The sequence below is a fragment of the Duodenibacillus massiliensis genome (assembly GCF_900128485.1).
In the GTDB taxonomy this organism is placed as follows: domain Bacteria; phylum Pseudomonadota; class Gammaproteobacteria; order Burkholderiales; family Burkholderiaceae_F; genus Duodenibacillus; species Duodenibacillus massiliensis.
In genome coordinates this window covers 248019-274187 of sequence record NZ_LT635861.1, presented here as the reverse complement: position 1 = coordinate 274187, position 26169 = coordinate 248019, and the positions used below count along the sequence as shown (strand labels likewise).

At 58.0% G+C, this 26169-nt stretch carries 22 protein-coding genes, 1 other RNA gene and 1 pseudogene; 13 read left to right on the top strand and 11 right to left on the bottom strand.

Features of this window, described 5'->3' with window-relative positions:
- Positions 1-4 precede the first annotated feature (4 nt).
- Positions 5-442: a D-aminoacyl-tRNA deacylase gene (gene dtd, locus BQ7486_RS08715; protein WP_074009735.1), complete on the bottom strand. Its 438-nt coding sequence runs from the start codon at positions 440-442 to the stop codon at positions 5-7.
- Positions 439-1719 carry a tyrosine--tRNA ligase gene (gene tyrS / locus BQ7486_RS08710; RefSeq protein ID WP_074009734.1) on the bottom strand — a complete coding sequence of 427 codons (1281 nt, stop codon included), beginning with the start codon at positions 1717-1719 and terminating at the stop codon, positions 439-441. Before tyrS ends, dtd begins: the two co-directional genes overlap by 4 nt.
- 131 nt (positions 1720-1850) lie before the next feature.
- On the opposite strand from tyrS, the gene BQ7486_RS08705 reads away from it, so the two are divergent.
- The 6 genes from BQ7486_RS08705 to BQ7486_RS08675 all read left to right on the top strand — a co-directional run bounded on the left by BQ7486_RS08705 (position 1851) and on the right by BQ7486_RS08675 (position 10453).
- The gene (locus tag BQ7486_RS08705; RefSeq protein ID WP_074009733.1) at positions 1851-3299 is read left to right on the top strand and encodes a M23 family metallopeptidase; all 1449 of its coding nucleotides are present in this window, start codon (positions 1851-1853) and stop codon (positions 3297-3299) included.
- 65 nt (positions 3300-3364) lie between these two features.
- Complete coding sequence (locus BQ7486_RS08700) at positions 3365-4465, top strand: anhydro-N-acetylmuramic acid kinase (RefSeq protein WP_074009732.1); 1101 nt, start codon at positions 3365-3367, stop codon at positions 4463-4465.
- Between the two features lie 211 nt (positions 4466-4676).
- Positions 4677-6413, top strand: a complete 1737-nt coding sequence (locus BQ7486_RS08695) for a SulP family inorganic anion transporter (RefSeq protein ID WP_022372480.1) — start codon at positions 4677-4679, stop codon at positions 6411-6413.
- 132 nt (positions 6414-6545) lie between these two features.
- Positions 6546-7277: a DsbC family protein gene (locus BQ7486_RS08690; protein ID WP_074009731.1), complete on the top strand. Its 732-nt coding sequence runs from the start codon at positions 6546-6548 to the stop codon at positions 7275-7277.
- Between the two features lie 208 nt (positions 7278-7485).
- Positions 7486-9588 carry an acetate--CoA ligase family protein gene (locus BQ7486_RS08685; RefSeq protein WP_074009730.1) on the top strand — a complete coding sequence of 701 codons (2103 nt, stop codon included), beginning with the start codon at positions 7486-7488 and terminating at the stop codon, positions 9586-9588.
- A 514-nt stretch (positions 9589-10102) separates the two neighbouring features.
- Positions 10103-10453 (top strand): hypothetical protein, encoded by a 351-nt coding sequence (locus tag BQ7486_RS08675; RefSeq protein WP_074009728.1) that lies wholly within the window; start codon positions 10103-10105, stop codon positions 10451-10453.
- 95 nt (positions 10454-10548) lie between these two features.
- Here the strand turns inward: BQ7486_RS08675 and BQ7486_RS11960 are convergent, their stop codons facing one another.
- The 3 genes from BQ7486_RS11960 to rnpB form a co-directional block, all read right to left on the bottom strand.
- A complete protein-coding gene (locus tag BQ7486_RS11960; RefSeq protein ID WP_154666320.1) occupies positions 10549-10716 on the bottom strand; it encodes a hypothetical protein in 168 nt (55 codons plus the stop codon).
- The gene (locus tag BQ7486_RS08670) at positions 10697-11017 is read right to left on the bottom strand and encodes a hypothetical protein (protein WP_143183124.1); all 321 of its coding nucleotides are present in this window, start codon (positions 11015-11017) and stop codon (positions 10697-10699) included. The genes BQ7486_RS11960 and BQ7486_RS08670 overlap by 20 nt, the downstream gene beginning before the upstream one ends.
- 190 nt (positions 11018-11207) lie before the next feature.
- Positions 11208-11524, bottom strand: an RNA gene (gene rnpB / locus BQ7486_RS08665) — RNase P RNA component class A.
- A 214-nt stretch (positions 11525-11738) separates the two neighbouring features.
- On the opposite strand from rnpB, the gene BQ7486_RS08660 reads away from it, so the two are divergent.
- Positions 11739-12860 (top strand): outer membrane beta-barrel protein, encoded by a 1122-nt coding sequence (locus tag BQ7486_RS08660; protein WP_084765855.1) that lies wholly within the window; start codon positions 11739-11741, stop codon positions 12858-12860.
- Positions 12861-13108: 248 nt separating this feature from the next.
- Here the strand turns inward: BQ7486_RS08660 and BQ7486_RS11955 are convergent.
- A pseudogene (locus BQ7486_RS11955) lies at positions 13109-13246 on the bottom strand (IS256 family transposase); the annotation flags it as partial.
- 279 nt (positions 13247-13525) lie between these two features.
- On the opposite strand from BQ7486_RS11955, the gene hemL reads away from it, so the two are divergent.
- Entirely contained in the window at positions 13526-14803 is a 1278-nt protein-coding gene (hemL, locus tag BQ7486_RS08655; RefSeq protein ID WP_074009726.1) for a glutamate-1-semialdehyde 2,1-aminomutase, read from the top strand.
- 6 nt (positions 14804-14809) lie between these two features.
- Complete coding sequence (locus BQ7486_RS08650) at positions 14810-17008, top strand: protein-disulfide reductase DsbD family protein (protein WP_084765853.1); 2199 nt, start codon at positions 14810-14812, stop codon at positions 17006-17008.
- A 49-nt stretch (positions 17009-17057) separates the two neighbouring features.
- Here the strand turns inward: BQ7486_RS08650 and dacB are convergent, their stop codons facing one another.
- Positions 17058-18479, bottom strand: coding sequence for a D-alanyl-D-alanine carboxypeptidase/D-alanyl-D-alanine endopeptidase (dacB, locus tag BQ7486_RS08645; protein WP_074009725.1), 1422 nt, complete (start codon positions 18477-18479; stop codon positions 17058-17060).
- A 200-nt stretch (positions 18480-18679) separates the two neighbouring features.
- On the opposite strand from dacB, the gene BQ7486_RS08640 reads away from it, so the two are divergent.
- The gene (locus BQ7486_RS08640) at positions 18680-18970 is read left to right on the top strand and encodes a co-chaperone GroES (RefSeq protein WP_022373527.1); all 291 of its coding nucleotides are present in this window, start codon (positions 18680-18682) and stop codon (positions 18968-18970) included.
- A 61-nt stretch (positions 18971-19031) separates the two neighbouring features.
- Positions 19032-20669: a chaperonin GroEL gene (gene groL, locus BQ7486_RS08635; RefSeq protein WP_022373526.1), complete on the top strand. Its 1638-nt coding sequence runs from the start codon at positions 19032-19034 to the stop codon at positions 20667-20669.
- A gap of 109 nt (positions 20670-20778) precedes the next feature.
- Here groL and BQ7486_RS08630 read toward each other — a convergent pair whose 3' ends face one another.
- From BQ7486_RS08630 to BQ7486_RS08620, 4 genes are all read right to left on the bottom strand, one after another.
- The gene (locus BQ7486_RS08630) at positions 20779-21720 is read right to left on the bottom strand and encodes an NAD-dependent epimerase/dehydratase family protein (RefSeq protein ID WP_022373525.1); all 942 of its coding nucleotides are present in this window, start codon (positions 21718-21720) and stop codon (positions 20779-20781) included.
- A gap of 27 nt (positions 21721-21747) precedes the next feature.
- Positions 21748-22749 carry an RNA-guided endonuclease IscB gene (gene iscB, locus BQ7486_RS08625; protein WP_268874090.1) on the bottom strand — a complete coding sequence of 334 codons (1002 nt, stop codon included), beginning with the start codon at positions 22747-22749 and terminating at the stop codon, positions 21748-21750.
- Positions 22676-23008, bottom strand: a complete 333-nt coding sequence (locus BQ7486_RS12395) for an RRXRR domain-containing protein (RefSeq protein ID WP_268874089.1) — start codon at positions 23006-23008, stop codon at positions 22676-22678. Before BQ7486_RS12395 ends, iscB begins: the two co-directional genes overlap by 74 nt.
- 282 nt (positions 23009-23290) lie before the next feature.
- On the bottom strand, positions 23291-24559 hold the full coding sequence (locus tag BQ7486_RS08620; protein WP_074009724.1) for a peptidase U32 family protein: 1269 nt from the start codon (positions 24557-24559) through the stop codon (positions 23291-23293).
- Positions 24560-24833: 274 nt separating this feature from the next.
- On the opposite strand from BQ7486_RS08620, the gene BQ7486_RS08615 reads away from it, so the two are divergent.
- Positions 24834-25034, top strand: a complete 201-nt coding sequence (locus tag BQ7486_RS08615; RefSeq protein ID WP_074009723.1) for a hypothetical protein — start codon at positions 24834-24836, stop codon at positions 25032-25034.
- A 288-nt stretch (positions 25035-25322) separates the two neighbouring features.
- A complete protein-coding gene (pyrF, locus tag BQ7486_RS08610) occupies positions 25323-26165 on the top strand; it encodes an orotidine-5'-phosphate decarboxylase (protein ID WP_022372423.1) in 843 nt (280 codons plus the stop codon).
- The last annotated feature ends 4 nt before the right edge of the window (positions 26166-26169 follow it).

The window sequence follows — 26169 nt, the reverse complement described above, 5'->3', positions numbered from 1 at the left end:
CTTTTTAATTTCTGAGCGTAAAGGTGACGGGGCCGTCGTTGGTAAGCGACACCATCATGTGCGCACCGAAAATCCCGTGTTCGGTCTTTAAGCCCGAGGCTTGCACTTCCTTCAAAAATACTTCGTAGAGGTGACGTCCGACATCAGGCGCGGCTGCCGGCGTAAAGCTCGGGCGGTTGCCGGAATTGGTGTCGGCGGCAAGCGTGAACTGCGAGATGACAAGCACGTCGCCTGCGATGTTCTCCACGGACTTATTCATCTTCCCCGCATCGTCCGAAAAAACGCGGTAGCGCAAAAGCTTTTGCGCGAGTTTCACCGCTTTTTCTTCGGTGTCTTCGCGCTCGGCGCAGACGAGAACCATGAGACCCCGGCCTATTTTGCCGACAACGGCGTCATCGACCGTCACCTGCGCTTCACGCACGCGCTGCAGAATGCAGATCATTTCACGACCACCGTGACCTTGGCCCACTTACGCTTACCGACCTGAAGCGTGTAGGTACCGGCCTTCAGCCGCAGGCCCTTGTCCGAGACCTTGTCGCCGTTCAAATGCACGCCGCCCTGCGAAACGTTGCGGCCGGCTTCAGTGTTGCTCGGCGCGAGCCCCGCTTCCTTAATCATCTGCAAAATGCCGATGCCGTCCGCGGTTTCGGCCTGCACCGTGACTTCGGGCATGTCCGAGGGCGCAGCGCCCCCTCTGAAGCGCGCATTAAATTCGGCTTCCGCGGCGTCAGCCTCTTTGGCGGAATGAAAGCGCGCGATGATTTCCTTGGCAAGCAGGACCTTCGCGTCACGGGGATTACGTCCCGCGGCGCATTCTTCCTTCAATTTTGCAATCTCGGCGTTGGGCCTGAGGCTTAAGAGGTCGTACCAGTTCCACATCAGCGTATCCGAAATACTCATCACCTTGCCGAACATATCGTTCGGGGTATCGGTGATGCCGATGTAGTTGTGCTTACTCTTACTCATCTTCTCGACGCCGTCTAAGCCCACCAGAAGCGGCATCGTCAGAATGCACTGCGGTTCCTGATCGTACTGGCGCTGCAGTTCACGGCCGACAAGAAGGTTAAAGCGCTGATCCGACCCGCCCAATTCAATGTCGCTTTTTAACGCCACCGAGTCATAACCCTGCATGAGGGGATAGATGAGCTCATGCATGGCAATGGGGAGTTCCGCGGCAAAGCGCTTTGCGAAATCATCGCGCTCCAGAAGACGCGCAAGCGTATAGCGCGACGCGAGGCGGATGAGCCCCGTTGCGCCCAAAGCGTTATTCCACTCGCTGTTGTAGCGCACTTCGGTCTTCGTGAGATCCAGCACAAGCCCTGCCTGATTAAGGTACGTCTCCGCATTAATCTTGATCTGCTCGGGAGAAAGCGGCGGACGCGTCACGTTGCGGCCCGAGGGGTCGCCGATGGCGGCCGTAAAGTCACCGATCAGAAAGATCACGGTGTGCCCGAGGTCCTGCAGCTGCCGCAGTTTATTTAAAACCACCGTGTGCCCCACGTGAATGTCGGGGGCCGTGGGGTCAAGACCCAGCTTACAGCGCAGCGGCTCACCGGTCACTTTGCTGCGGGCGAGTTTCTGCTCGAGTTCGCTTTCGATTAAAAGCGTATCCGTGCCGCGGCGGATGGTATTCATCGCCTCAACAATGTCGGGCGTTACTTCGTATTTTTTCGTTTCCGTGGTTTCCGAACCCGTGTCCGGACGCTTGTTTTCAGCCATGATGCACCGTCTGGGAATGTAAAGGAAGCGGCATGTAAACCGTAAATGGGAGATTGTAACGCCGCAGGGCCCGCAGATACCGCCCATCTATAATGGAGCCCGACACGGTTTTTCCACTGTTTCTCATTGCAATGACCTCTCCGAGACTCATGGGTTCCGCCCTGCGCAGCCTGGGCCGCGCCGTTTTAAAAACGGCGTCGGACTATGCACGCAACACGCCGCAGACGCGGCGCATGCTGCGCTCGCGCCTTGCGGCCGGTGCGGTCATTGTGCTTCTTCCTGCAGCCGGAGCCTGGGCGCTCTGGAAAACGGTGCCGCAGGACTCAGCGCCCCTGGAAAGCTATCAGAGAACGGCCTATATCCCGATCCGCATGCCCGACCTGAGGCATCAGGTTGCCTCAATCACCATTGCCGATGAACCCGTTGTGCGAAGCGGCTTTACGCAGCACGCCGATACGCTTACCTCACTCATGGCCCGCCTCGGTATCCGCGATACTGAGGCCTTCCGCTTTATTGAAACCAATCCCGATGCCCGGGGCCTGGTGAGCCCGGCTGAAGGCAACTTCGTGATGGCCTCCATCCGCGCCGACGGCCGGCTTGAAACGCTTGACCTTTACACCGACGGCAGCGATGAGACAGCGGGCCGCGTTTTAAATATTGCGCGCAATCCGGCCGGCAAACTCACGGCCGAAATCAAGCCTTTCCGCTACGAAGTGCAGCAAAACCTCGCAAGCGGCCGCGTCGAGGATAATCCCCAGGCGAGCCTCACCCGCGCCGGCATTCCCAAAAATATTGTCAGTCAGATGCACGATGCGTTTGACTTTGACCGCGACATTGTCTCGGAACTCGTGCCCGGCGACACCTGGCGCCTCATCTACGAAACGAAGTACGCACAAGGCAATTTCGTGCGCTACGGCAAGCTCCTTGCGATGGCGCTTGATAACAAAGGCAAAACCACTGAACTTTTCTGGTTTGGTAACGACGGTAAGGGCGGACACTACTATGACGCCCGGGGCCATATCGCCAAGCGCGTTTTTATGCGCGTACCGCTTGACATCAAGAGCGTAAGCTCGGAATTTGCGCCGTTGCGGCGCCATCCGATCACAGGCGTCGTGCGCCCGCACCAGGGAACGGACTTTCGTGCACCCTGGGGTGCAACCGTGAGAGCCGCCGCCGACGGCGTTGTGGTGTTCGCGGGTGTGGGCACCGGTTACGGCAACTACATCCGTCTGCAGCACGGACCGGAATACCAGACCGTGTACGCGCACCTTTCCTCCATCACAAAGGGTTTACGAAAGGGCGACACCGTGAAGTACGGTGAAATCATCGGCAAAGTAGGACAGACGGGGCTTGCCACAGGCCCGCACCTTCACTACGAACTCAAGGTGGACGGCGTGCAGATCAACCCCATGACCGCGAACCTCCCCGACCAGCCGGTGTTAACCCCCTATCAGATCGCACAGATGGAAGTGCGTTCGATCCCATTGCAGAAAAAACTCGCCATGCTCGAAGGCGTGCAGGCGGCTTCCGCCAAAGCATCTGCTCAGAAGTCCTCAGACGAAAAAGCGGCAGGGCACTAAAATGAGGTCGATCGGGGTGCCCGATGGCGCCCTCTCTGATTTGTCCGCCCGAAACCGCTTTCATTATGAAAAAAACCATTACCCTCGGACTGATGTCCGGCACGAGTCTTGACGGCGTTGATGCCGTCGCCGTTGATTTTGCGGGTACGTCGCCCGTTTTTCTCGGACACCACTACCAGGCCTTCCCGAAGGAAGTCCGCGCCGAGCTCTTAAGCCTGTGCTCTCCGGGCGACAACGAAATTGACCGCGCGGGCCGCATGTCCGTGACGCTTGCGAAACTCTACGCGCAGGCCATTCATGAACTTTTGAACGAAGCCGACATTCCGCGCATGGAAGTGGCGGCGGCGGGCGTTCACGGCCAGACAATCCGCCACCGCCCCGAAGAAGGCTGGACGCTGCAGCTTAATAACCCCGCGTGGATCGCGGAACTTGCGGGCGTTGACGTGATCGCCGACTTCAGAAGCCGCGATGTGGCCGCGGGCGGCCAGGGTGCGCCCCTGGTGCCGGCTTTTCACAGCCAGGTCTTCACAAGCGACACCGCAAGAAGCATCGTCAATATCGGCGGCATCGCCAACATCACGTTCCTGCCCCCGAAAAAGAGCTACGGCAAGGTGACGGGCTTTGACTGCGGCCCGGGCAACATTCTGCTTGACGCCTGGTGCCAGAAAAACCTCGGCCGCGCCTTTGACGCCAACGGTGCCTGGGCCGACACGGGCACCGTGCGCCCGGAACTTTTGGAAAAGCTTCTCGCAGACCCCTACTTCACGAAGGAACCCCCGAAGAGCACGGGGCGCGAGTACTTTAATCTTGCGTGGCTTGAAGGAAAGCTCTCGGGCGAAGAACCCGCGGACGTCCAGGCAACGCTTACCGAACTCACGGCCCGCACGATTGTGGACGCCGTCAGAAAGTTTGCGGGTCGCACCCGGGAAATCTATGTCTGCGGCGGAGGCGCCTTAAACGGGGCGCTCATGAAGGCCCTGCGGCACGCCGCAGGCGACGATATCCTTGTGCGAAGCACCGAAACGCTCGGTGTTTCGCCCATGCATGTGGAAGCCATGGCCTTTGCCTGGCTTGCCTGGGCCTACATCAACCGTGATGCCGGCAACCTCCCCGATGTCACCAACGCCGCGGGCCCCCGCATCCTCGGCTGCCGTTATCCTCACTGAGAAACAGCCTTAAGCAACCCAAGGGCGGAAAAAATCTCCGCCCTTTTTCATGTCCGCCGCGACGGAAACCACAGGCGAAATTTCTGTTGCAATCCTTTACAATCACGCTTTCTCCCCGTCAGTCTGTTTGTTCGAAAGAGTCCGCTCTCTTTCGCGGGGACACTCGTACATAAAAACCTCGTCGTGAGACGACTGTTGCCCGAAGACCACCATGTCTCTGTTTGCTTCGATCAAAGGGGCGTTAAGTCACCTGCCGATGGCGCCCTTTCACCCGGTAAGCCTTGATACGCTCAAAAACTACAACACGCGCATGCTCACGCGTGACATCAGCGCCGGTTTGACGGTCGGGATGGTGGCGCTCCCGTTAGCCATGGCTTTCGGTATCGCCAGCGGCGTGCCGCCAGAAGCGGGCATCTACACCGCGATCATTGCGGGGTTTCTCATTTCCGTTTTCGGCGGCTGCCGCGTGCAGATCGGCGGTCCCGCCGGCGCCTTTATCGTCATCATCTACGGCATCATTGCGCAGTACGGACTCGGAAACCTCCTCCTTGCGACCGTGGGTTCAGGAATTCTGCTTTTCCTCATGGGGCTTTTTAAGCTCGGAAGTTTCATCCGCTTTATTCCGGTCTCCATCGTCATCGGCTTTACCAACGGTATTGCGGTTCTGATCGGGTTAAGCCAGGTCAAGGACTTTCTGGGCCTTACGATCGACAAGATGCCCGCGGGCTTTTTCGGTCAGATTGAAGCACTTGCCTCTCACATTGCGACCTTTAACCCCTGGGCTTTTGCGGTGGCACTGGTGAGTTTTCTGGTGGTGAAGTTCTGGCCCAAGGGCTACGCCATGGGAGGCCCCGCGTGGAAGCGGTGGATCGCGCACCTGCCGGGAACCGTCATTGTGCTGGTGCTTTCCACCGTTGTGGTCTCCGTCTTTAATCTGCCGGTCGAAACCATCGGCACGAAGTTTGGGGGAATCCCGCAGAAGTTACCCGATCTGCAGCTTCCTGACTTCAGTCTCGAAGCCTTGCGCGGGCTGATCGGCCCGATGCTCACGATTGCGCTTTTGGGCGCCATCGAAAGCCTTTTGTGCGCCCGTGTTTCCGACGCGATGACCGATGACCGCCACGACCCCAACCAGGAACTGATGGGCCAGGGCATTGCCAACTTTGTGGTGCCCTTTTTCGGCGGCATTCCCGCAACCGGCACCATTGCCCGTACGGTCACCAACATCAAAAGCGGTGCAGCCAGTCCCGTGGCGGGCGTCGTGCACGCAATTACGCTTTTGGTGGTGATTCTCGCGGCGGCGCCCCTGGCAAGCGACATTCCGCTTGCGGCCCTGGCGGCCATTCTCATGTTTGTGGCCTGGAACATGGGTAACTGGAAGGAATTCTCGCGCTTAAGAGCGATGACCATGAGCTACAAGGTGACGCTTGTGGCAACGTTCCTTCTCACCGTCATCTTTGACCTCACGGTTGCCGTGGAAGTGGGGCTTGTGATTTCCTGTGTGTTCTTCATCTACCGCATGAACACGCTCACGCGCGTGGTACAGACAACGCTGCCCTTTGACATGCCCGCGAGCGTTGAAGCCTGGAAGGTGACGGGCGCCCTCTTTTTCGGTTCTGTAAGCAAACTGGAAGGCGTCACCGATCCCAAGCGCATCACGGCTGCGAACGCCGCCAAGGTCGTGATTCTGGACTTCACAGATCTTCTCAATATCGACAACTCCGCGATGGACATTCTCCAGGTATACCTGAGAGCCCTGCATCGCAGGGGGCACGAGCTCATCATCGCTGGCGCTGCGGGCCACCCCCTGCGCCAGCTTAACCGCACGGGGATTGCGCAGACCTTGGGCGCAAATCTCGTGCCCGACATGCTCTTTGCGGAAAAGCGGGCGCGGGACCTGATTGTCGAAATGAAAAACAGAGACGATCACTCAAAACCCACGATCTGATGCACGATAAAAGCCGCCCCCAAGTCGGGCGGCTTTCGTTATCGGGCGCTTTAAATCTGTTTGCAATTGACTTTCAGGCTTTTGATTGAAACCCGCTAAACTTGCGGCCGTCTCTGACGGAGTAGCTCACTCATGCGTATTCGTACTTTTGCCGCCGCGGCCGCTGTTGTTGCCGCAGGACTTCTCACCACCGCCGCCGTGAATGCCGCCGATACCGGGGCTCAGGAAAAGGAAATTGCCGCCCGGATTTTCTCCACGACCGGCATGAAGGTCGACAAAGTGACGCCCGCTCCGATTGAAGGCCTCTGGGAAGTCTTCATGAACCGCCGCGTCTTTTACGTGGATAAGTCCGCGAAGTACCTCATTGTCGGCCGGATCTTTGATACGAAGACGGAAACCGACCTCACCGCCGAGCGCATGAAGGAACTCTCCCGTGTGGACTGGAAGACCCTGCCCTTAAACGACGCGATCAAAGTCACCTACGGTAACGGCGAGCGCAAGGTTGTGGTGTTCACGGACGCCCGCTGCACATACTGCTCGATGCTTGAGCGTAACCTTCAGGCCGCGGGTAACGTCACCGTCTACAACTTCATCTATTCGATCCTCAATTCCAAGGAAATGGCCCGCGACATCGTCTGCTCGAAAAACCCCGCTTCCGCTTGGCAGGCGCATATGCTGGACGGCACGGAACCGGCAAAAGCGGCTGATAAGTGCGATGCCTCGGTTCTTGACCGCAACCTCGCCTTAGGGGAAAAGTTCGGGTTTACGTCCACCCCCTCCATCATTTTTGCCGACGGCACCATCGTTCAGGGGGCGCTGCCCACGGAAGACTTAAACGTCAAACTCTCGGCCAAACGTCCGTAACCGGGTTGCCGGCATTTACCAAAAGCCGCCTTCGGGCGGCTTTTTTCGTCTGTCAGGACGATTTCCATGAGCTTCGGGCTGTGATATGCTCGAAAGATTATTTTTTGCCTTTGAGCTGCCCCGCCTGCCGGCACCTTCTGCGTGCCCCGATGTTTCACAGGCTGCGCACTCACACCCGAATTGATTTTCTACCGGAGACTAACGCATCATGGCCAGTCTTGACTCCATCATGAAGCCGCGCTCGATTGCTGTGGTGGGCGCTTCCACCAAGCCCAACACGATCGGCTCAGACCTTTTAAAGCGCCTCATTGAGTACGGCTTTACCGGAAAGATTTACCCGGTCAACCCCAAGGGCGGCGTCATTGAGGGGCTTACGGCCTACCCGTCGGTTCTTGATATCCCGGGTGACGTGGATCTCGCGATCATCGTTGTGAAAAACACCTTTGTGCTTTCCACGATTGATCAGTGTCATGAAAAAGGCATCACGGGGCTTGTGGTGATCAGCGCGGGCTTTAAGGAAACCGATGAAGCGGGTGCGGCTCTGGAAAAAGAACTTGCTGCCAAGGTGAAGGCTTACGGCATGCGCTGTGTGGGCCCGAACTGCCTGGGTGTTGTCAATACCGACCCGGCCGTGCGCATGGACGGCTGTTTCGCAGAAAGCCTCCCCCAGCGCGGCGACATCGGCTTTGTGTCGCAGTCGGGGGCCTTAGGGGGCGGCATTCTCAATATCCTTAAGGATCTCAACATCGGCTTTTCGCAGTTCATCTCCATCGGCAACCAGGCCGATGTGAACGCCGAGACCGCGATTGAATACTGGGAAAACGTGGACGACGTCCGGCAGATTCTCCTTTACATGGAATCGATCCAGAACCCGGCGAATTTCCGCAACCTCGCCGCACGCGTTTCCAAAAAGAAACCCATTCTGGCGCTTAAATCCGGGCGCTCCGCCGCGGGCGCAAGCGCCGCGAGCTCTCACACGGGAAGCCTTGCGGGGTCAGACCGTGCCGCCGACGCCCTTTTGCGTCAGAGCGGCGTGATCCGTGAATTTTCTCTGGAAAAACTCTTTGCGACTGCGAAGGTTTTTGCCAACTGCCCGATCCCCAAGGGTAACCGTGTGGCGATCATCACGAATTCCGGCGGTCCCGGGATCATGGCCACGGACGCCATCTGTGAGCACGGCATGGTGATGGCGCCGATCACGGACGCCACAAAAGAAGAACTCAGAACGTTCCTGCCCGCGGCGGCTTCCGTGAAAAACCCGGTCGACATGATCGCTTCCGCGCCCCTTGAACACTACCGCCGCACAACCGAAACGATTCTCAAAGATCCGAACGTCGATATGGTGATCGTCATCTATCTGCCGTTCCTGGGTCTTAAAGACATTGACGTTGCGAAGGAACTGATGCGCATCCGCGCTGATCACCCTGAAAAGCCGATCGTGGGCGTCTTCATGACGGAAAACCGGTTCTTTACGGAACTTTCCGACATGGACGTGACGGTGCCCTTCTTCATGTACGCCGAACAGGCCGTGGACGCATTGGCTCGGCTCGATCAGCAGCGGCGCTGGATTGCGCGCCCTGCCGGGGCCGTCAAGACCTTTACGGTCGACAAGTCTCGCGCCGAAGGCATTTTTGCCGCGGCCAAAGCCGACGGGCGCAGTGAACTCACCACGCGCGAAAGTATTGATGTGCTCGACGCCTACGGTATCCGCGTCTGCCGCGCACAGTTTGCGCGCACCGAAGAAGAGGCCTGCAAGGCCGCTCAAGCTGTGGGCTTTCCCGTTGTCATGAAGATGACCTCCAAAACCACTTCGCACAAGACCGATGTGGGCGGCGTGCGTGTGAACATCCAGTCCGTGGAAGAACTTAAAGCCCAGTATCAGGACCTCATCGCGAAACTGAAGACCAAGGGCATTCTCGAAGGGCTTGAAGGCGTCATCATCCAGGAGATGGTCAAGGGTAACCGCGAGATGGTCTGCGGCGTAGCCAAAGACCCCCAGTACGGGCCCATGATCATGTTTGGCTTGGGCGGCGTCTTTGTTGAGGTGTTAAAGGACGTGTCTTTTTCGCTCGCGCCCCTCACCGACATCGACGCGCACGACCTGGTGCGCTCCGTTAAGGCCTATAAGTTACTTGAAGGCGCCCGCGGCACAACACCCGCCAATATCGCCAAGGTCGAAGAAACCCTTCAGCGGATTTCGCAGCTTGTCACCGACTTCCCGGCGATTGAAGAACTTGACATCAATCCGCTGATGATCAGTGAAAAGAACGGTGAAGCGATTGCCGTGGACGGACGTATTCGTCTGGCGTAACCCACTGCCGCTTTGAAATGCTTGAGAAACCCGCGGGCTCACCGGCCGGCGGGTTTTTCGTTAGTGCGCTCGGCATGAGCGCGTTCTAACGGGTGAAAGTCCCGAGTGCAGGGGGTAGCACCAAGCACATAGCCAAGAGCAAGGGTGTCCGCCGCGAGGCGGGATCTGAAGGAAGCTGGAGGCAAACCACTGACCTGACGTACAGAAACTGCATAAGGCATTCGAAGATGGGTAAGTCTGCCAAACAAGATGAAGCCCGAAGCTACACGGAATCCGAGGTGTAAATGCAGCAGGTACATGGTGGGAAAGAACGCGTTCTTACCCGAGGAGGACTCACGGACTTCAATGCAACAGCATTGTCGGAGTAAAGCTTGCCGTGAGTAGTCAGCAACGGTCATAGTAAGCAGGGCAGTACCTGACGAAGGACCAAATTTATAGGAGTACGGTGCCGTAGACACAAAGTCGCATGGCGCAGAAAACATAAGAAACCTGTCTGAGTTTTGGTACCCACGGAATGGGAAGAGGAACTCAGGAGGGCGCAACGGCCGTGATGGACATGGAAAACACCGCACATACCCCGCCTGCTTTCACGGGGATCACACTTGAAGCGATACTGAGCACTGAAAACCTGCTCACGGCGCTCAAACGCGTCGAGAGCAACAGAGGTGCTCCCGGTGTCGACGGGATGACGACTGAAGAAATTCGAGCGTATATCTTTGCGCATCCGGGCGAGCTTAGGAGTGCGATTCTGACGGGTAAATACCGCCCTTCTCCCGTGAAACGGGTATCTATACCGAAACCCATTCTGAAGAAGAATGGGTGGTGTTGGCTCGGTATGCACCGAGTTAACGGTATGGGAAGGTAAAACTATGAAAACCGCCGTAAAACACTGCGTGAGCAGTGCCTACCAGATCGGTACGGGCGGTGGTGTGGAAGGACGGCGGGGCCTAGCCCCGCCTCCTATCCGATTGCGGGAAAATCGAGTTCTCTGAGGATGCCTCGCATCAGAAAGACGCAGAAAAGCGGAAATGAGAGGATCTTGCCGCTGCGGCTGATATTGGCCTCCGCCAAGCGCAGTCCCCAGGTGATGTCGGGATAGTCCGGGCTTTCAATCAGCGTTTTCAGCATCTTCGTGTGAGGCGAAGCCCCTGCCGCAATCTCCGCCGGCACAAGATTCTCGGGCGTGCTCTTTCATTGCTGCCGCCAAAAGACCGGTATCGTGGAAATAAAGATTCATCCGCTCGGGATCTCGGTTGCCGCGGATCGGCAGTTCCGGTGTGAGTAGCGGCATTGCCATAAGCAGCGTCCCGGCGTCAGTAAGCCGTTCAACGACTCCCATGTAATCCCTTCGCCTTGCGTGCGGGCCGATTCCCGACACGGCAAACTGTTTGTTGCGGTTCTGAAGTTGCCGCGGCACTTCGTCAATCACGGCAAGAGACCGCCTTTGCTCTGCGCCCGCCGGAAAACACCGGACACTGTCGCGGACCGCTTCAATCCTCAAGGCACCCGTCAATTTTTCGTTTGAGATACACAGCACACTCCGCGCAGGTTCAATCCTGCAGCAGCACGCATTGTGCCTGATGCATTCTCAAAGGATATGGTTGAGTTTGGAAGAGAAAAGCCGCAGCCGGACTGTAAGCCGGATTCAGTGACGCAGATCCCGAAGGAAGCGCGTTGCCGATCATTCATCTAGGACGCCGCTCACGCGGCGCCTCAAGCCATCTACCCGCAGTCTTCTTTCGGGCCGAAATCAAACGACTGCTTACTTGATGTTGCTCCCCGTAGAGATTGCCCGTTTCACCCGGACTGAACCGGCTCGTCTCTGTTGCTCTGATCCTCACCTTGCGGCGGGCAGGCGTTACCTGCTACGGTGCCCTGCGGAGTCCGGACTTTCCTCATGCAAAACAATCTTGCCCGCGATCAGCTGTCCGGCTGCAGCGCCCGGCATTGTACCGCAGCGACCGGTTGGGCTCCCAGTTTTGCATACTCCGGCTGCTTCTTTGACCTATATCCCTGTCAATCGCCGGATTTTTTACGCCCGTTTATGGGCAGGTCTTTGTTTCGACTGGTATATTTGCGGTCTCAAAAACAATAACAATGCCGGCCCGCCCCTTCTTGGCCGACTTTATCTATTCAGAATTTTGCGAAAAGTGGCTTTTCACCGTATTTCCGCTGCGGCTGCCTTGTGCGCTGCGGCCCTCGCTTTGCCTGCTCACGCGGGCTTTTGGTCTGCTGCCGTTGATACCCTTCCGGGCGGCTACAACACCTCCGAAGAACAGGGCTTTTTCCAAAAGCAGGTCGAGGGCTTTAAAAACGTCATGAGCGAAGGCAACACGGGCCTGATCCTGCCGCTTTACACGATTCACCCGGCCTGGGACTACGATAACCTCCATGAAGAAAACGCTTTTCCCTACGGGGGCGGCGTGGTGCGCTCCGTCATTGACGAGCGCGGCAACGAGCGCATGACCTATTTCCTCGCGTTTTCAGATTCGCACTACAAGCTTGAACCCTTCATGGGGTATGCGTGGCTCTCGCGCTGGAACCTCACGGAAAGTTTTCATGTGGGTGCGGGTTACCTTCTGGGTCTCACCTTCCGCGACGACTACAAGTGGCTGCCGGTTCCGGCGCCTCTGCCTTTGATCGGCGCGGGTGCCGGTCCCGTTGACGTCTACATGACGTACATCCCCTTTACGAACGTCTTTTTCTTCTTCTCCCGCATCAGCACGGACGATAAGGAAATGAGTCTCTTCCCGCTCACAAGCAGCGACCGCTTTGCGGCACGCACCGAAATTTACGGCGCGGGTCTCTGGGAAAAGACTGACTCTGCCTCGGAAAAGGGCTTTACGGTTACCTCGGACGCGGGCGGCCTTGTCGGTATCCGCCACTTTGTGTCGGAACGCTGGGCCGTTGACTTTGAAGCAAGCCGTGCGGATCACGACACCAAGCAAAGCGGCGTAAAGACCGGCTCCTGGAAGCAGACAAACTACACCGCAAGCCTCCAGTACCACTTCCGGATGGCTGAAAGCATCCGCCTGCATGCGGGTCTTGGTATCGGTTACTCGGAGCTCGAAAACAAGGATACGGACCAGTCTTCGGACTCTGTGTACCCGACGATTCAGAGCGGCATTACCTGGGCACCGACCCAGAACACCCGTATTTTGGGCGGCATCAACGTGCACTTCCCGCGCTTTCATGATGTGGCGCCGGCCAATGACAACACCTTCCGTCCGTCACCCGTTCAGTTTTACCTCGGCGCGGGCTTTGCGTTCTAACCTGAATTTAGCACCAGTCTGATTTTTCAGAAAGGCAGGCTAATTCGAGGCAAAAAATCGAGAAAATTTTTTTTGGGGGGGGCAGCATGGCCGAAATTCACGCGGGGTTCGATTTTGGGTGCAATGCCCCCATGGCACGCTCTGTGAGTCGGGGACGCTCAGGCATCAGAGTATCGATACCTTGAAAAGCGCTTCCAACTCTCTGGCACCCGGCAATACTGAGGGCAGCGTCAGTCGGACGGAATTCAGCGTTGAGCTACGATCTTCATCGCTTCGTTGAAATGAGCCTGCGTTAAGGCCGTTAAGCCGCCGGCTTCCATCAGTTGCTCTACGGCATCGTTCAGAATTGCCTGCTGCTGGTCGGTAATTTTTACGGTGTCGTTTATTTTGGGTGTACGGTGTGCCACGGTGATTCCTTTCGCGCCCTACGGGAGCGCTATTATCGCCTGGACACAAAAAGCCTTACATCCTCTTTCCGCACCGTTTTCCTTAAGGCAAAACCCGCCCTCAGATTGCTAGACTGTTGCCGCCTGCCGGAGCGACCCCGAAAAGTCAGTCCGAAAGCAAACATTTTCCTGCCGAAGGCTTCTTGACAAGGCTTTGGCGCAGGCAGCCTGCCGCAAGGACAGTCTGCCGATCCTGTACAGAACAAAAAGGCAACAAAAATGGGCATTAATGAAGAACTGTTTGAACGCGCTCAGAAAACGATTCCGGGCGGCGTGAATTCCCCGGTGCGTGCTTTCAGAAGCGTGGGCGGCGCTCCCCGCTTTATCCGTAAGGCCAAGGGCGCCTATATGTGGGACGCTGAAGGCAAGCAGTTCATCGACTACATCGGCTCCTGGGGCCCGATGATTCTCGGGCACAATCACCCCGCGGTAATTAAGGCCGTTGAGGAAGCCGTTGAAAAAGGCCTTTCTTTCGGCGCCGTCACCGAAGGGGAAACGGAGCTCGCGGAAGAAATCGTCAAGATCATGCCCAACATCGAGCAGGTGCGTCTGGTGAGTTCCGGCACCGAAGCCGGCATGAGCGCGATTCGCCTTGCGCGCGGCTACACGGGCCGCAACAAGATCGTGAAGTTTGAGGGGTGCTACCACGGTCACTCCGACAGCCTGCTCGTGAAAGCGGGTTCGGGCATGCTCACGTTCGGAAACCCCTCTTCTGCCGGTGTGCCCGCCAGCTTTACCGAACACACGCTCGTTCTCGAATACAACAACCCGCAGGCGCTTGTTGACTGCTTTAAGGCTCACGGCAAAGACATTGCCTGCGTAATCGTTGAAGCCGTCGCGGGCAACATGAATATGGTCCCTGCCACGCAGGAATTCATCAACACGATGCGGGAACTCTGCACCCAGTACGGTGCGCTTTTGATTGTCGACGAAGTGATGACGGGGTTCCGCGTGGCGCTGCACGGTGCGCAGTCCATCTACAACGTCGTTCCCGACATCACGATGATGGGTAAGGTGATCGGCGGCGGCATGCCCGTTGCAGCCTTCGGCGCAAGCCGCGAAATCATGAGCAAAATCGCTCCCTTGGGCCCCGTTTATCAGGCAGGCACCCTCTCCGGCAACCCCGTCGCGGTCGCCTGCGGTTTGGCAACGCTTAAGGAAATCCAGAAGCCCGGGTTCTATGAAAGTCTCGGCGCCAAGACGAAGAAACTCACCGACGGGCTCACGGCAGCCGCCAAAGACGCGGGCGTTGACTTCTGCGCAAGAAGCATCGGCGGCATGATGGGGCTCTTTTTTCTCCCGGCGCTGCCGCAGGGCTTTAACGATGTGATGAAGGCCGACGCCAAGGTCTTCGGCACGTTCTTTCACGCGATGCTTGAAAGAGGCGTTTACCTCGCTCCGTCAATTTTCGAAGCCGGGTTTGTGTCGGCGGCGCATACTGATGCGGACATTGACGCCACGATTGCCGCGGCCCGTGAATCCTTCAAACTGCTGTAAACCTGCATGACGTTTTTATCCCGTCTTCAAAGTGCCGCCTGCGCCTTTGGCGCTGCGGCACTGGGCCTTGCCGCTCTTCCGGCTCTGGCTCAGTCTTCGCCCTTCGGGCCCTCGGCCGCTCCCAAAACGATCACGGCGGAAATTGTTGCCGACCGCACGGCAGGCACCCCCAAGGCGGCCTACCACGTCGGCATCCGCTTAAAGCACGAACCGGGGTGGCACACCTACTGGAAGTTTCCCGGGGACACCGGCTACCCCACGGAAATAAAGTGGAAACTGCCGAGAAACTGGCAGATAACGCCCTTGGACTGGCCGCTGCCCTCAGTACAGAAGACAGGACACCTCACAAGCTTTGTGTATTCGGGCGAAGCGCTTCTGCCTTTTAATCTTGATATCCCCTGGGGCACGCCCTACGGCACCTCAGGCCGCATCAGCGCCAAGGTCGAGTGGCTTGCCTGCAAGGACGTCTGCATTCCGGGCGAAGCCGAGCTCAAATTCTCCGTGCCGGTGCGCGTTGCCTCTGAACCTTCTGACGCAGCGCCCCTTTTTGAGAAAACCAAACGCAACACCCCGGAAACGGTGCAGACAGACCGCATTAAGGCGGTGATGGAAGAAAACCGCATCCGCATTGACTTCACGCAGTTAGCCGGAAAGATCGATAAGACGGTCGCGTTTTATCCCGTTGAGCGTAACGTCATTGACCTCAAAGAGCCCACGCGCATTGAAAAGTCGGGCGGAAGCACGTCACTTTACCTCACCGCCCACAAAAAGTTTGTGGAAAGTAAGGAAACGAAGGCTCTCACCGGTGTGATTGTCGCGGACGACGGGCCGTTAGCCGGCGGCTGGGCGATTCAGACGACGCTTCCGGTTGCGGCCGGAGAAGTCGCGGGCATTGCGCCCGCCGCTGTCTCAGGCACCTCTACGCCTGTTGCGGACACCCGCATCACGGTGCAGGCCGGGGCTGAGGGTACGTCTTCTGTTTCGATGTCGGTGAAAGCCGCCGTTGCCTTTGCGTTTTTAGGGGGTCTCATTCTGAACCTCATGCCCTGCGTCTTTCCGGTCTTAAGCCTCAAGATTCTGCAGCTTGTGGACGGCAGCCGCCGCAAAGGATCTCTGGCGCTGCACGGAGCGATGTTTACCGCGGGCGTTTTGGTGTGCATGCTCCTTCTGTCCGGCGCCCTGATGGTGCTTCGGGGAGTGGGGAGCGCCGTGGGCTGGGGCTTTCAGCTGCAAAGCCCGTGGGTAGTTGCCGTTTTGGCGCTCCTTTTCACCGCAATTACGATGAACCTCATCGGCACCTTTGAATTTACGGCGGCAAGCCATCTCGCGGACAGCCGCGCGGCGCGGGAACTGCCTAAAACGGGGCCGGCCGGAAGTTTCTGGACCGGTGTGCTTGCCGTGGTTGTTGCGTCGCCCTGCACGGCGCCCTTTATGGGTGCGGCACTCGGGTACGCCGTGACGCAGAGCACGGTGACGGCCTCGGCCGTATTCCTTGCGCTGGGCCTTGGCATGGCTCTGCCCTGGCTCATTCTGACGCTTGTGCCCGTGTGGACGCGCTGGCTTCCGAAGCCCGGCCCCTGGATGGTGCGCTTTAAGCAGATCATGGCAATTCCCATGGCTGCGGCCGCCCTCTGGCTTGTGTGGGTTTTGTCGCGCCAGGTGAACGGCTACGGCCTGGTGGCCGTGCTTCTTGCGGCAGGGGCACTTGCCGCGTGCCTCTGGGCCGTGGGCCGTGAGCAGTACGGCCGGGGTGAAGCAACGGTTCTGAAGTACTTCGGCGGCATTCTCACGCTCGTGTGCGTGGGGCTGATTGCCGCGGGCCTTTTTGATGCCCGGTCAACAGCGTCAGGGGACGCAGAAGACGGCTGGCAGCCCTGGTCTCCGGAAGCGGTAAGTGAAGCGGTAAACAGCGGGTCACCCGTGATGGTTGACTTCACCGCCGCCTGGTGCGTGACCTGTCAGTACAACAAGGCAACCGCCATCCGGACCGACAAGAGCGAAGCCGTGATGTCGCGCTTGGGCTACAAACGGTTTTCCGCCGACTGGACAAGCCGCGATGAAACGATCACAAAGACCTTAAACAGCTTCGGCCGCACGGGCGTTCCCCTTTACCTTCTCTACAACACGAAGGGGAAGGCCACGATCCTGCCGGAACTCTTAACCGAAGACGCGTTCATTAAGGCGCTTGAAGAAAACGCGAAGTAGTCGCGACAAGGTCCGGGAAAACAAACCGGGCCTTTTCTTTACACGCTGCTTAGCGGCGCCCGGCGCACCAGGCAAGAACGGCGTCAGAAAACGCCTTGGCGCCATCAGGGCGCTTACTGTTAACCATCATCACAACGGTGTAGCGGTCACCCGCGGGTGTTGTCACCCACCCCGCCACCGAGCGCGAGTCTTTCAGATAGCCCGTTTTGATGTGCGCTGAGCCCGTCTTTAGGCCCCGCTTTTTCATCGTGCCGTCAACGCCCGCGGCAGGAAGACTCGCCATCATCTCAGGCATCACGGGGCTCACCCATGCGCGGTTTAACACGCGCCCGAGTGTCTCAGCTGAAATCCGGGCGGTGCGCGAAAGGCCCGAGCCGTTATCGATCGTAACGCTCTTGGGGTTGATGCCCTTCGTTTGAAGCCACTGGGTAACGACCGCGCGGCTTCTTGCCAGAGTTGCGGGGCGCGTCATGCCGTCCGCGTCCGCAAAGGAAAGCGTCATAAAAAGCTGCCGCGCCATCGCGTTATTGGAAAACTTATTGATCCAGGTGACGGTCTGAGAAAGGGGCGCCGACTCAGCCGAAGCAACTGCTTTGGCGCTTGCGGGCACCTCCCCGTCGACGATACGGCCGCTCCAGGTGATCCCCGCGCGCGCCAAAGCGTCCCTCAAAATCCCCGTGAGATAGACGTTTTCGTCAAAAAGCGCATAGTGCACGGTCTTTACGCCGCAGGAAACCGGATACGACCCGGAAAAGCGGATCGTGCCGCCCTCTAGCGTCACACCCACCTTGGCTTTCACGTCCCCGCAGAAGCCTTTAACTCCCCGGATAGTTTCCGGAACCGTGATGCCGGAAAGGCGCGGCAGCGCCGAAACCCGCACGCGGCCCTGAGTTTGCGGCGTAAAGGTGAGCGACACCGTCTTAAAGTTGGCAGCCAATGGGTCGGGCCCCACGTTGTAGGGCCGCGAGGCTGCCCCGTCAAAACTCCCCTGGTCCTCCACACGGCTTGCCGCATCGAAGGCCGTGCGGTCGGCAACGATGTTGCCGGCGATGCACTTTACGCCCAGGCCCGCGAGGCGCTCGGCAAAAAGCCAGACGTCTTCAGCGACAAAATGCGCGTCCCCGGTCCCCTTTAAAAACGCTTCACGCAGAACGCCCTTTTCATCAATCCCGGCTGCGGAATAAAGCGTGGTGGTTTCGCGGTGCGCCGGGCCCAGAATGTCAAGCGCCGCATACGTGGTCACGACCTTCATCACGCTTGCCGGATTCATCGGACGCCGGCTGTTGACGGACAATACCGGTTTATCCGCCCCGGCTTTCGACACCCAAAGCCCGAGAGAGGTCTCCGTAATCCCCTCTTTTTTGGCGGCGGCCGCAAGTTCCGGCGGAAGCTGCGCTGCGCAGGCCGCGGCCGCTGCGGCAGACAGAACCAACGCACAGGTCTGATTTTTAATAAATTTCGAAGAAAACATCGGGACAAGACGAAGGCCGTTAGAGGATTTTTAACAGTTTAGCGGGTGCGCCCCTTGAAAAAAACAGGCCCAGTCCCCATATAGCCAAAAGCCTGAGCCGGGGGCCCTCACGGGTACCGGCTCCCAACCAATCAAAGTTGCGGGCGGAAATCAAAAACCCGTCCGCATGAAGATTTCAATATCAGTTTGGAGTTCAAAAAATGCAGATTCGTCCGTTGCACGATCGCGTTATTGTCAAGCGCCTGGAAGTTGAGCGCACCACCGCCAGCGGCATCGTTATTCCCGACAACGCCGGTGAAAAGCCCGATCAGGGTGAAGTGGTCGCCGTGGGTCCGGGTAAGCGCGATGAAGCCGGCAAGCTTCTGCCGATGGATGTGAAGGTCGGTGACCGCGTGCTCTTCGGCAAGTATTCCGGCCAGACCGTGAAGGTCGGCGGCGAGGAATTCCTCGTGATGCGCGAAGAAGACATCATGGGTGTTGTGGAAGGCTGATTGCCTCTGACACCGCACGGAATTTTCTGAACACAAATCATTTTTTGGAGAAGTAGTCAAAATGGCTGCAAAACAGGTTCTTTTCGGTGATGACGCCCGCGTGCGCATGGTCCGCGGCATCAATACCCTTGCCAACGCCGTTAAGGTTACGTTGGGTCCCAAGGGCCGCAACGTGGTGCTTGAACGCGCCTTCGGCGGTCCGCTCGTTACCAAGGACGGTGTGACCGTTGCCAAGGAAATCGATCTCAAGGACAAGTACGAGAGCATGGGCGCTCAGATGGTCCGCGAAGTTGCGAGCAAAACCAACGACAACGCCGGTGACGGCACGACGACCGCCACGGTTCTCGCGCAGGCCATCGTTGACGAAGGCATGAAGTACGTTGCCGCCGGCATGAATCCGATGGATTTAAAGCGCGGCATCGACAAGGCCGTGGCCGCCGCGATTGCTGAACTCAAGAAGCTCTCCAAGCCCACCACAACCAACAAGGAAGTGGCTCAGGTCGGCGCCATCAGCGCGAACTCCGATACTGAAATCGGCGACATCATTGCCAAGGCCATGGAAAAGGTCGGCAAGGAAGGCGTCATCACGATCGAAGACGGCAAGAGCCTCAACAACGAACTCGAAGTCGTGGAAGGCATGCAGTTTGACCGCGGCTATCTCTCGCCCTACTTCATCAACACGCCGGAACGTCAGGCCGCCGTGCTCGAGAATCCCTTCGTGCTGCTGCACGACAAGAAGGTGAGCAACATCCGTGATCTGCTCCCGGTTCTTGAACAGGTCGCCAAGGCGAGCCGCCCGCTTCTCATCATCGCTGAAGACGTTGACGGTGAAGCCCTTGCCACGCTCGTTGTGAACTCCATCCGCGGCATTCTGAAGGTTGTGGCTGTGAAGGCCCCGGGCTTCGGCGACCGCCGCAAGGCCATGCTCGAAGATATCGCAGTGCTCACGGGCGCTACGGTCATCACCTCTGACCTCGGCCTGTCGCTCGATAAGACGACGCTTGAGCAGTTGGGTTCCGCCAAGCGCATCGAAGTCACGAAGGAAAACACCACGATCATCGACGGCGCCGGCAAGGCCGATGCCATCGCTGCCCGCGTTGCCAACATCCGTCAGCAGATTGAAGCAAGCACGAGCGATTACGACCGTGAAAAGCTTCAGGAACGCGTTGCCAAGCTCGCCGGCGGCGTGGCCCTTGTGAAGGTTGGTGCCGCGACCGAAGTCGAAATGAAGGAAAAGAAGGCCCGCGTTGAAGATGCTCTGCACGCCACCCGCGCTGCCGTTGAAGAAGGCATCGTCCCCGGGGGCGGCACGGCTCTCGTGCGCGCCAAGCTCGCCATCAAGGATATGAAGGGCGACAACGACGAACAGACCGCCGGCATCAAGATCGTGCTGCGCGCCATGGAAGAACCGATGCGCCAGATCGTTGCCAACGCCGGTGACGAACCCAGCGTTGTCGTGAACAACGTCAGCAAGGGCGAAGGCAACTACGGCTTCAATGCTCAGACCGGCGAATACGGTGACATGGTCGCCATGGGCGTGCTTGATCCCACAAAGGTGACCCGCACGGCGCTGCAGAACGCGGCTTCCGTCGCCGGCCTCATCCTCACCACCGACTGCATGGTCGCCGACTATCCGGAAGATAAGCCCGCTGCGGCTCCGGCCGGCATGGGCGGCATGGACGGCATGGGGATGATGTAATCACCCATCGTCTCTGACGAATCCAAGTAGTTCCAAGCCGCGGATCTTTCGGGATCCGCGGCTTTTTTGTGCCACCAAAAATAACTGAGGCCAACGCCTCTCTGCTGTCTTACAGGCGCTGCCTTAAAGCGGCAATCATCCGTTCAGTCATGTCGGAGAGCGTCACCTTCGGCGCCCATCCCCACTCGCTGCGGGCCGCGGTGTCATCGAGCGAATCCGGCCAACTTTCGGCAATACCCTGTCTCAGCGTATCGACTTCATAGCGCATCGAAAAGTCCGGTATGACGCGGCGGATTTCAGCCGCGATCCCCTCGGGATCAAAGGAATACGCGGTCACGTTAAAGCTGTTGCGGTGGATGAGTCCGGCGGGATCCGCGGTCATGAGGTTGACGGCCGCATCAACGGCGTCATCCATGTACATCATGGGCATGAAGGTCCCCGCCGCAATCGGGCACACATACGTTTCACCGCGCACGGCGCTGTAAAAAATGTCGACCGCGTAGTCCGTGGTGCCGCCCCCGGGCGGGGTCACGGAACTGATAAGCCCGGGATAACGCACCGAGCGCGTATCCACACCGTACTTCAGAAAATAGTAGTCAGAAAGAAGCTCTCCGGTGACTTTCGTGATGCCGTAGACGGTTTTGGGACGGCACACCGTGTCCTGGGGCGTTTTCGCGTGCGGGGTCGAGTCCCCGAAGACGCCGATTGAACTCGGCGTAAAGACCGCACAATGCTCGATACGGGCAGCTTCAAGGACGTTTAACAGGCCGTTTACACCCACGTTCCAGGCTGACAAAGGCTGGGCTTCGGCTTTTGCCGAGAGCATCGCCGCGAGGTTAAAGACCGTGTCGATGCGGTGACGGCGGATGACGTCAACGAGCCCCGTGCCGTCGAGAATATCGATTCTCTCCGAAGGGCCGCCTGCGGCCAGCTCTGGCGTCAATGGCGTTCTGGAAAAGCCTGCGACCGTCATAAAGCCGAGTTTTCTGAGGGCCGGCACGAGTTCGCTGCCGATCTGACCGGCTGCGCCGATGACGAGAATATTCTTCATAGAAATTCCGCGAGGAAACCCGCGTCTTCAGACGCGGGAGGAATCGCGGTCCTCCTTTCTCAGTTCGGTTAAAAACGTCTTTCGCTTCTCAAGAAGCGAAAGTTTCTTGTACGAAATACCGGCAGAAATCTTTGTACCGTTCAGACGGCGCACATCGAATGCACCCGAGGAGCGTCTGCCAAAAATAAAGCCGACTTCCCCTTTGCACAGCACCTTGTCAAAGAGCCTGAAGCCGTGCACTAGGTACGGAGCCTGATGGCGCTTGCGCACACCGCCTTTGAGAATCGTCAGCTTGTGGATTTGGCGATTGTGGCGGCGCGTCTGTTTCTGAAACAGGTATTCGCCCCGACGTTTTGCGTCGAGAACGCCGGCAATGCAGAAAGCGTCCGCGCAATGCGTCTTTGGCAAGCCCGCAACGATGCGCTTGTGTTTTGTCAGATACCCGTAGGTATTCGTGACAGACAATTCGGGATGGCGCTCGCGCAGGCGGTTGAGCACCGTCCAACGCATGAGGCCCATGAAAGTCTCTGCCCTGAAAGAAGCGCCGCGCCGGGGACTGAACTGCTTCAACTTGCCTGCGTGATACGCCTTGTGGCACGCCTCGCACAGCGTGATGAGATTGCCCGGCGCGTCGCCTCCCGTTTTCCGACTCTCAATGTGATGCACGTTGAGAATCAGATCTTTCGATCTGCCTTTGCAGGCTTGGCAAACGTGACCGTCGCGGAACAGCACATATTCGCGCACGTTCCAAAAGCCAAGCTGCTCGCCCTGCTGATAGTCCGTGCCTTCGACTTCGGGATTCTTGATCTTCTGAATGTCGAAGGATGCGGTTTCAATCACGATTTTGGTGATCGGAAGCACTCGGCAAACCGCTTCAATGCGCGATATGTGCGCCTGAATGCGGTTCTCCACGGACGGCGCAAGCCAACCCTTGTGCTTTGATCGAATGCGATTATCAAAACGCGGCGCACGGCAGCGGGTCTTGCGGTTGCGTCGGGCGCGGCGAAGTGCCAAGCGATTCGAGAGCAAGTCCGTANACCTCGGAAGCCAACAACGCTTCCTTGGCGGTCGTTGCGCTCAGGCCGACGTGCTTGTAGCCCGCATCCACACCCAAGGTGATCGGCTGCTTGGTTTCGCCCGTCGGCACCGTCAGTTGAATCACAAAGGGCGTTCGGCGCACAGGCACGGCCTTCCCGGCCCGAAGGAGCTTATGCGCCTTGGGCGGGGAGCACGGCATGAGCGGTTGCCCGCGCATATTCAACACAAAAACTTTCAAACTGTTCTCCATTGACGGATACCTCACGGGCTCCGTCTGCTCGACCTTGCGGTCGGTGGTGATCCTTCGCCAATGTTGGAAGGGGTTTGTTGTCTGAAGCACCGCTCCTACCTCTCAGAGCTTTTAACCGCAGACCGCAGAGCGCGGGACTAGGATCGACATCCCGCGGTGCCTGTTTGCGTCCCGTCTTGCGACGGAACGGATTCCCAACCAACGGAGTCCGTCCGAAAACGGACTGAGGCTAGTCAACCAAGACTGTTGCCAAGCCTCTGACTTCAGTCAGGGGTAGTTGACTTACAGTTCCTTAGCCCGGTGCGGCGTCGCGTCAATCCGATAGAGCTTATCGTTAGCCCGCACGGTCTCAGGGACCGCAAATGTCACAGACACGCCCTTGCCGGCTTCCTTCACTTCACCCGCATCATCCATGATGAGTGCGGGCGTTACATACACCGCGCCCGTCGTAGGACCGGTGACAAGGAGCTTCTCGCCGGGGCGGATGCTGCCGGCTAAAAGCTCAAACTGCCCGATTGATTTCTTCGCAAAAAAGTTGATGCAGCGGCCGACAAAAACTTTCTTTTCCGTGGCGCATGACCCGTAGGAGGAAACAAGCTTTGCCGTTTCTTCACCCAGGTAGTAGCCAGACCAAAAGCCGCGGTTAAAAACGGTTGCAAGACGATCGTCCCAGGCTGTGCGTGACGCTTCCGTGTAAGTCCCGTCGGCAATGGCTTTAAGAGCCTCGTCATAGCACTCACAGGCCGTACGCACATAGTCGCCGCCCCTGGCGCGCCCCTCAATTTTGAAGACTCTGACGCCCGAGGCAACCATCTTGTCCAAAAAACCGATCGTCTTTAAGTCCTGCGGGCTCATCACGTAGCCGTTCTCAAGCCTTAACTGCGTGCCCCGTTCACGGTCAACGAGATCATAGGTTCGGCGGCAGTTTTGCAGACACTCCCCGCGGTTTGCGCTTTTGCCGCGTGTGTGAAGGCTCATGTAGCACTTGCCGCTCACGGCCATACAAAGCGCCCCGTGGCAGAACATCTCTAGCCGCACGGGCGCGCCCGAGGGCCCCGTAATGGGCTGCGTTTGAACAGCCCGGGCAATGGCCGCGGTCTGCGTGAGGGTGAGCTCTCGCGCGAGCACCGCCACGTCCGCCCACTGCGCGTAAAAGGCCAATGCTGCGGCGTTGGAGATATTGAGCTGCGTTGAAAGATGCACGGGCATGCCGCGTTTGCGGCACGCAAGCACGACGGCCATATCGGACGCTATGACCGCATCAACGCCCGCAGTGACGGCTGCGTCGACCAAGCTTTCCATCTCCCCGATTTCTTCATCGTAAATAACGGTGTTGACGGTGAGATACCCTTTTTTCCCCGCCCCGTGAACGATCCCCATGATTTCGGGGACTTCTTCGGCCATGAGGTTTCCTGCGGCGTGCGCCCGCATGTTAAGCCGCCCCACACCGAAATAGACGCTGTCGGCGCCTCCGGCGATGGCAGCGGCGAGGGACTCGCGGCTCCCTGCGGGCGCCATGAGTTCAAAGTCAGAACGTTTGTACTGAGCCATTGAAAAGAATCAAAGGTTTGATGAGTGCGGCGCTTACTTGCTCTCGCGAGCTTTTTCGCCGCCGAGTTTCAGTTTGAGCCAGTTTACAACACGGGCAATCGCCTGGAGCTGAAACCAGGGGTCATCTGCGTGACCGGCGCCTTTCACAGAATTTCCCGCATTCCTCCCGGGGCTTGAGCCCCGGGAGGAATGCGGGCTTTCGAAATTTTTTAATCTTGGAGCAAACGCAGCCAAACCATGCACATAGTTTTCGCTTAAGGTATATTCAGCCGCTATGAAATCGCGCACCCCGTCCTTTGTCATCGAGCTGGGCCTGAAAACCGGAGAGGATCAGGAAAGTGCACTGCAAACCTACTTCTCCGATGCACGCCAGCTCTTCAATGCTGTTCTTGGAACGGCAAAGAAACGCGTGCGCGCCATGAAAAGCACTGATGTCGTGCAGAAGAAGACTAACTTCTCCGTATTTTCCTCATGATTCGACCTTGAGCCCGGATACCTATTTCTGCAAAACAGCCCTAATTCAATGTTTTCAGACGAAAAATTTTGTCGCAAAACTTACGTCGTTCTCCACGGCGTCATAAATAAAACGACAATTTCGTTTTTGTCGTAACTTTTACAACAATTTTTCCAAGCCATCTGTCACGCGTCTGCCTCTTCTCAGCTGAGGAAGGTAAAAAGACCGCCTGTCATATCAACCTCTTTAGAATTACAGTCACTTCAGGCGCTCTGACGCGCCCAACCTCACGGACTCAAGAGAATAATCATGACCTTTACCGAGTCGCTTTCCGCCCGCTCCCGTTCCGCCGAGACGTTGCTCTGCGTGGGACTTGACCCCGACATCAGCCGCTTTCCTGAACACATCAAAAACGGCCCCGATCCCGTCGGCACCTTCTGCCGCGCCGTGATTGATGCAACGGCTCAGTACGCCTGCGCCTTTAAGCCGCAGATTGCCTACTTTGCCGCGCTGCGCGCTGAGAGCGTTCTGGAAGCCCTCATCGATTACATCCACACCAACCATCCCGGCATTCCGGTGATTTTGGACGCGAAACGGGGCGACATCGGGTCAACCGCCAAACAGTACGCCCGGGAAGCGTTTGAGCGCTACAAGGCCGATGCCGTGACGCTTTCGCCCTACATGGGTTTTGACACGGTTGAGCCCTACATGGAGAACTTCCCGGAAAAAGGCATTTTCCTTTTGTGCCGCACCTCCAACCCCGGCGGGCGCGACATTGAGGAACTCAAGACTGCCGACGGTCGCACGGTGTTTGAAATCGTCGCGGAAAAAGCGCAGAAGGAATGGAACAAGAACGGTGAGCTCGGGCTCGTTGCGGGCGCCACACAGCCCTCGGAACTTGCCCGTATCCGAAGCCTTGCTCCGACACTGCCGCTTTTAATCCCCGGAATCGGCGCTCAGGGCGGTGACGTGAACGCCGCCGTGGCTGCAGGGCTTGATGCCGCAGGCTTTGGCATTGCCGTCAATTCAAGCCGCGCAATTCTTTACGCGGGCAAGGACGAAATGTTTGCCCAGGCTTCCGCTGCTGCCGCCAAGGCCACACGCGACGCCATTAACGCCGCAAAGGCCAAAGCCCTCGCGGCACGCGGTTAATACC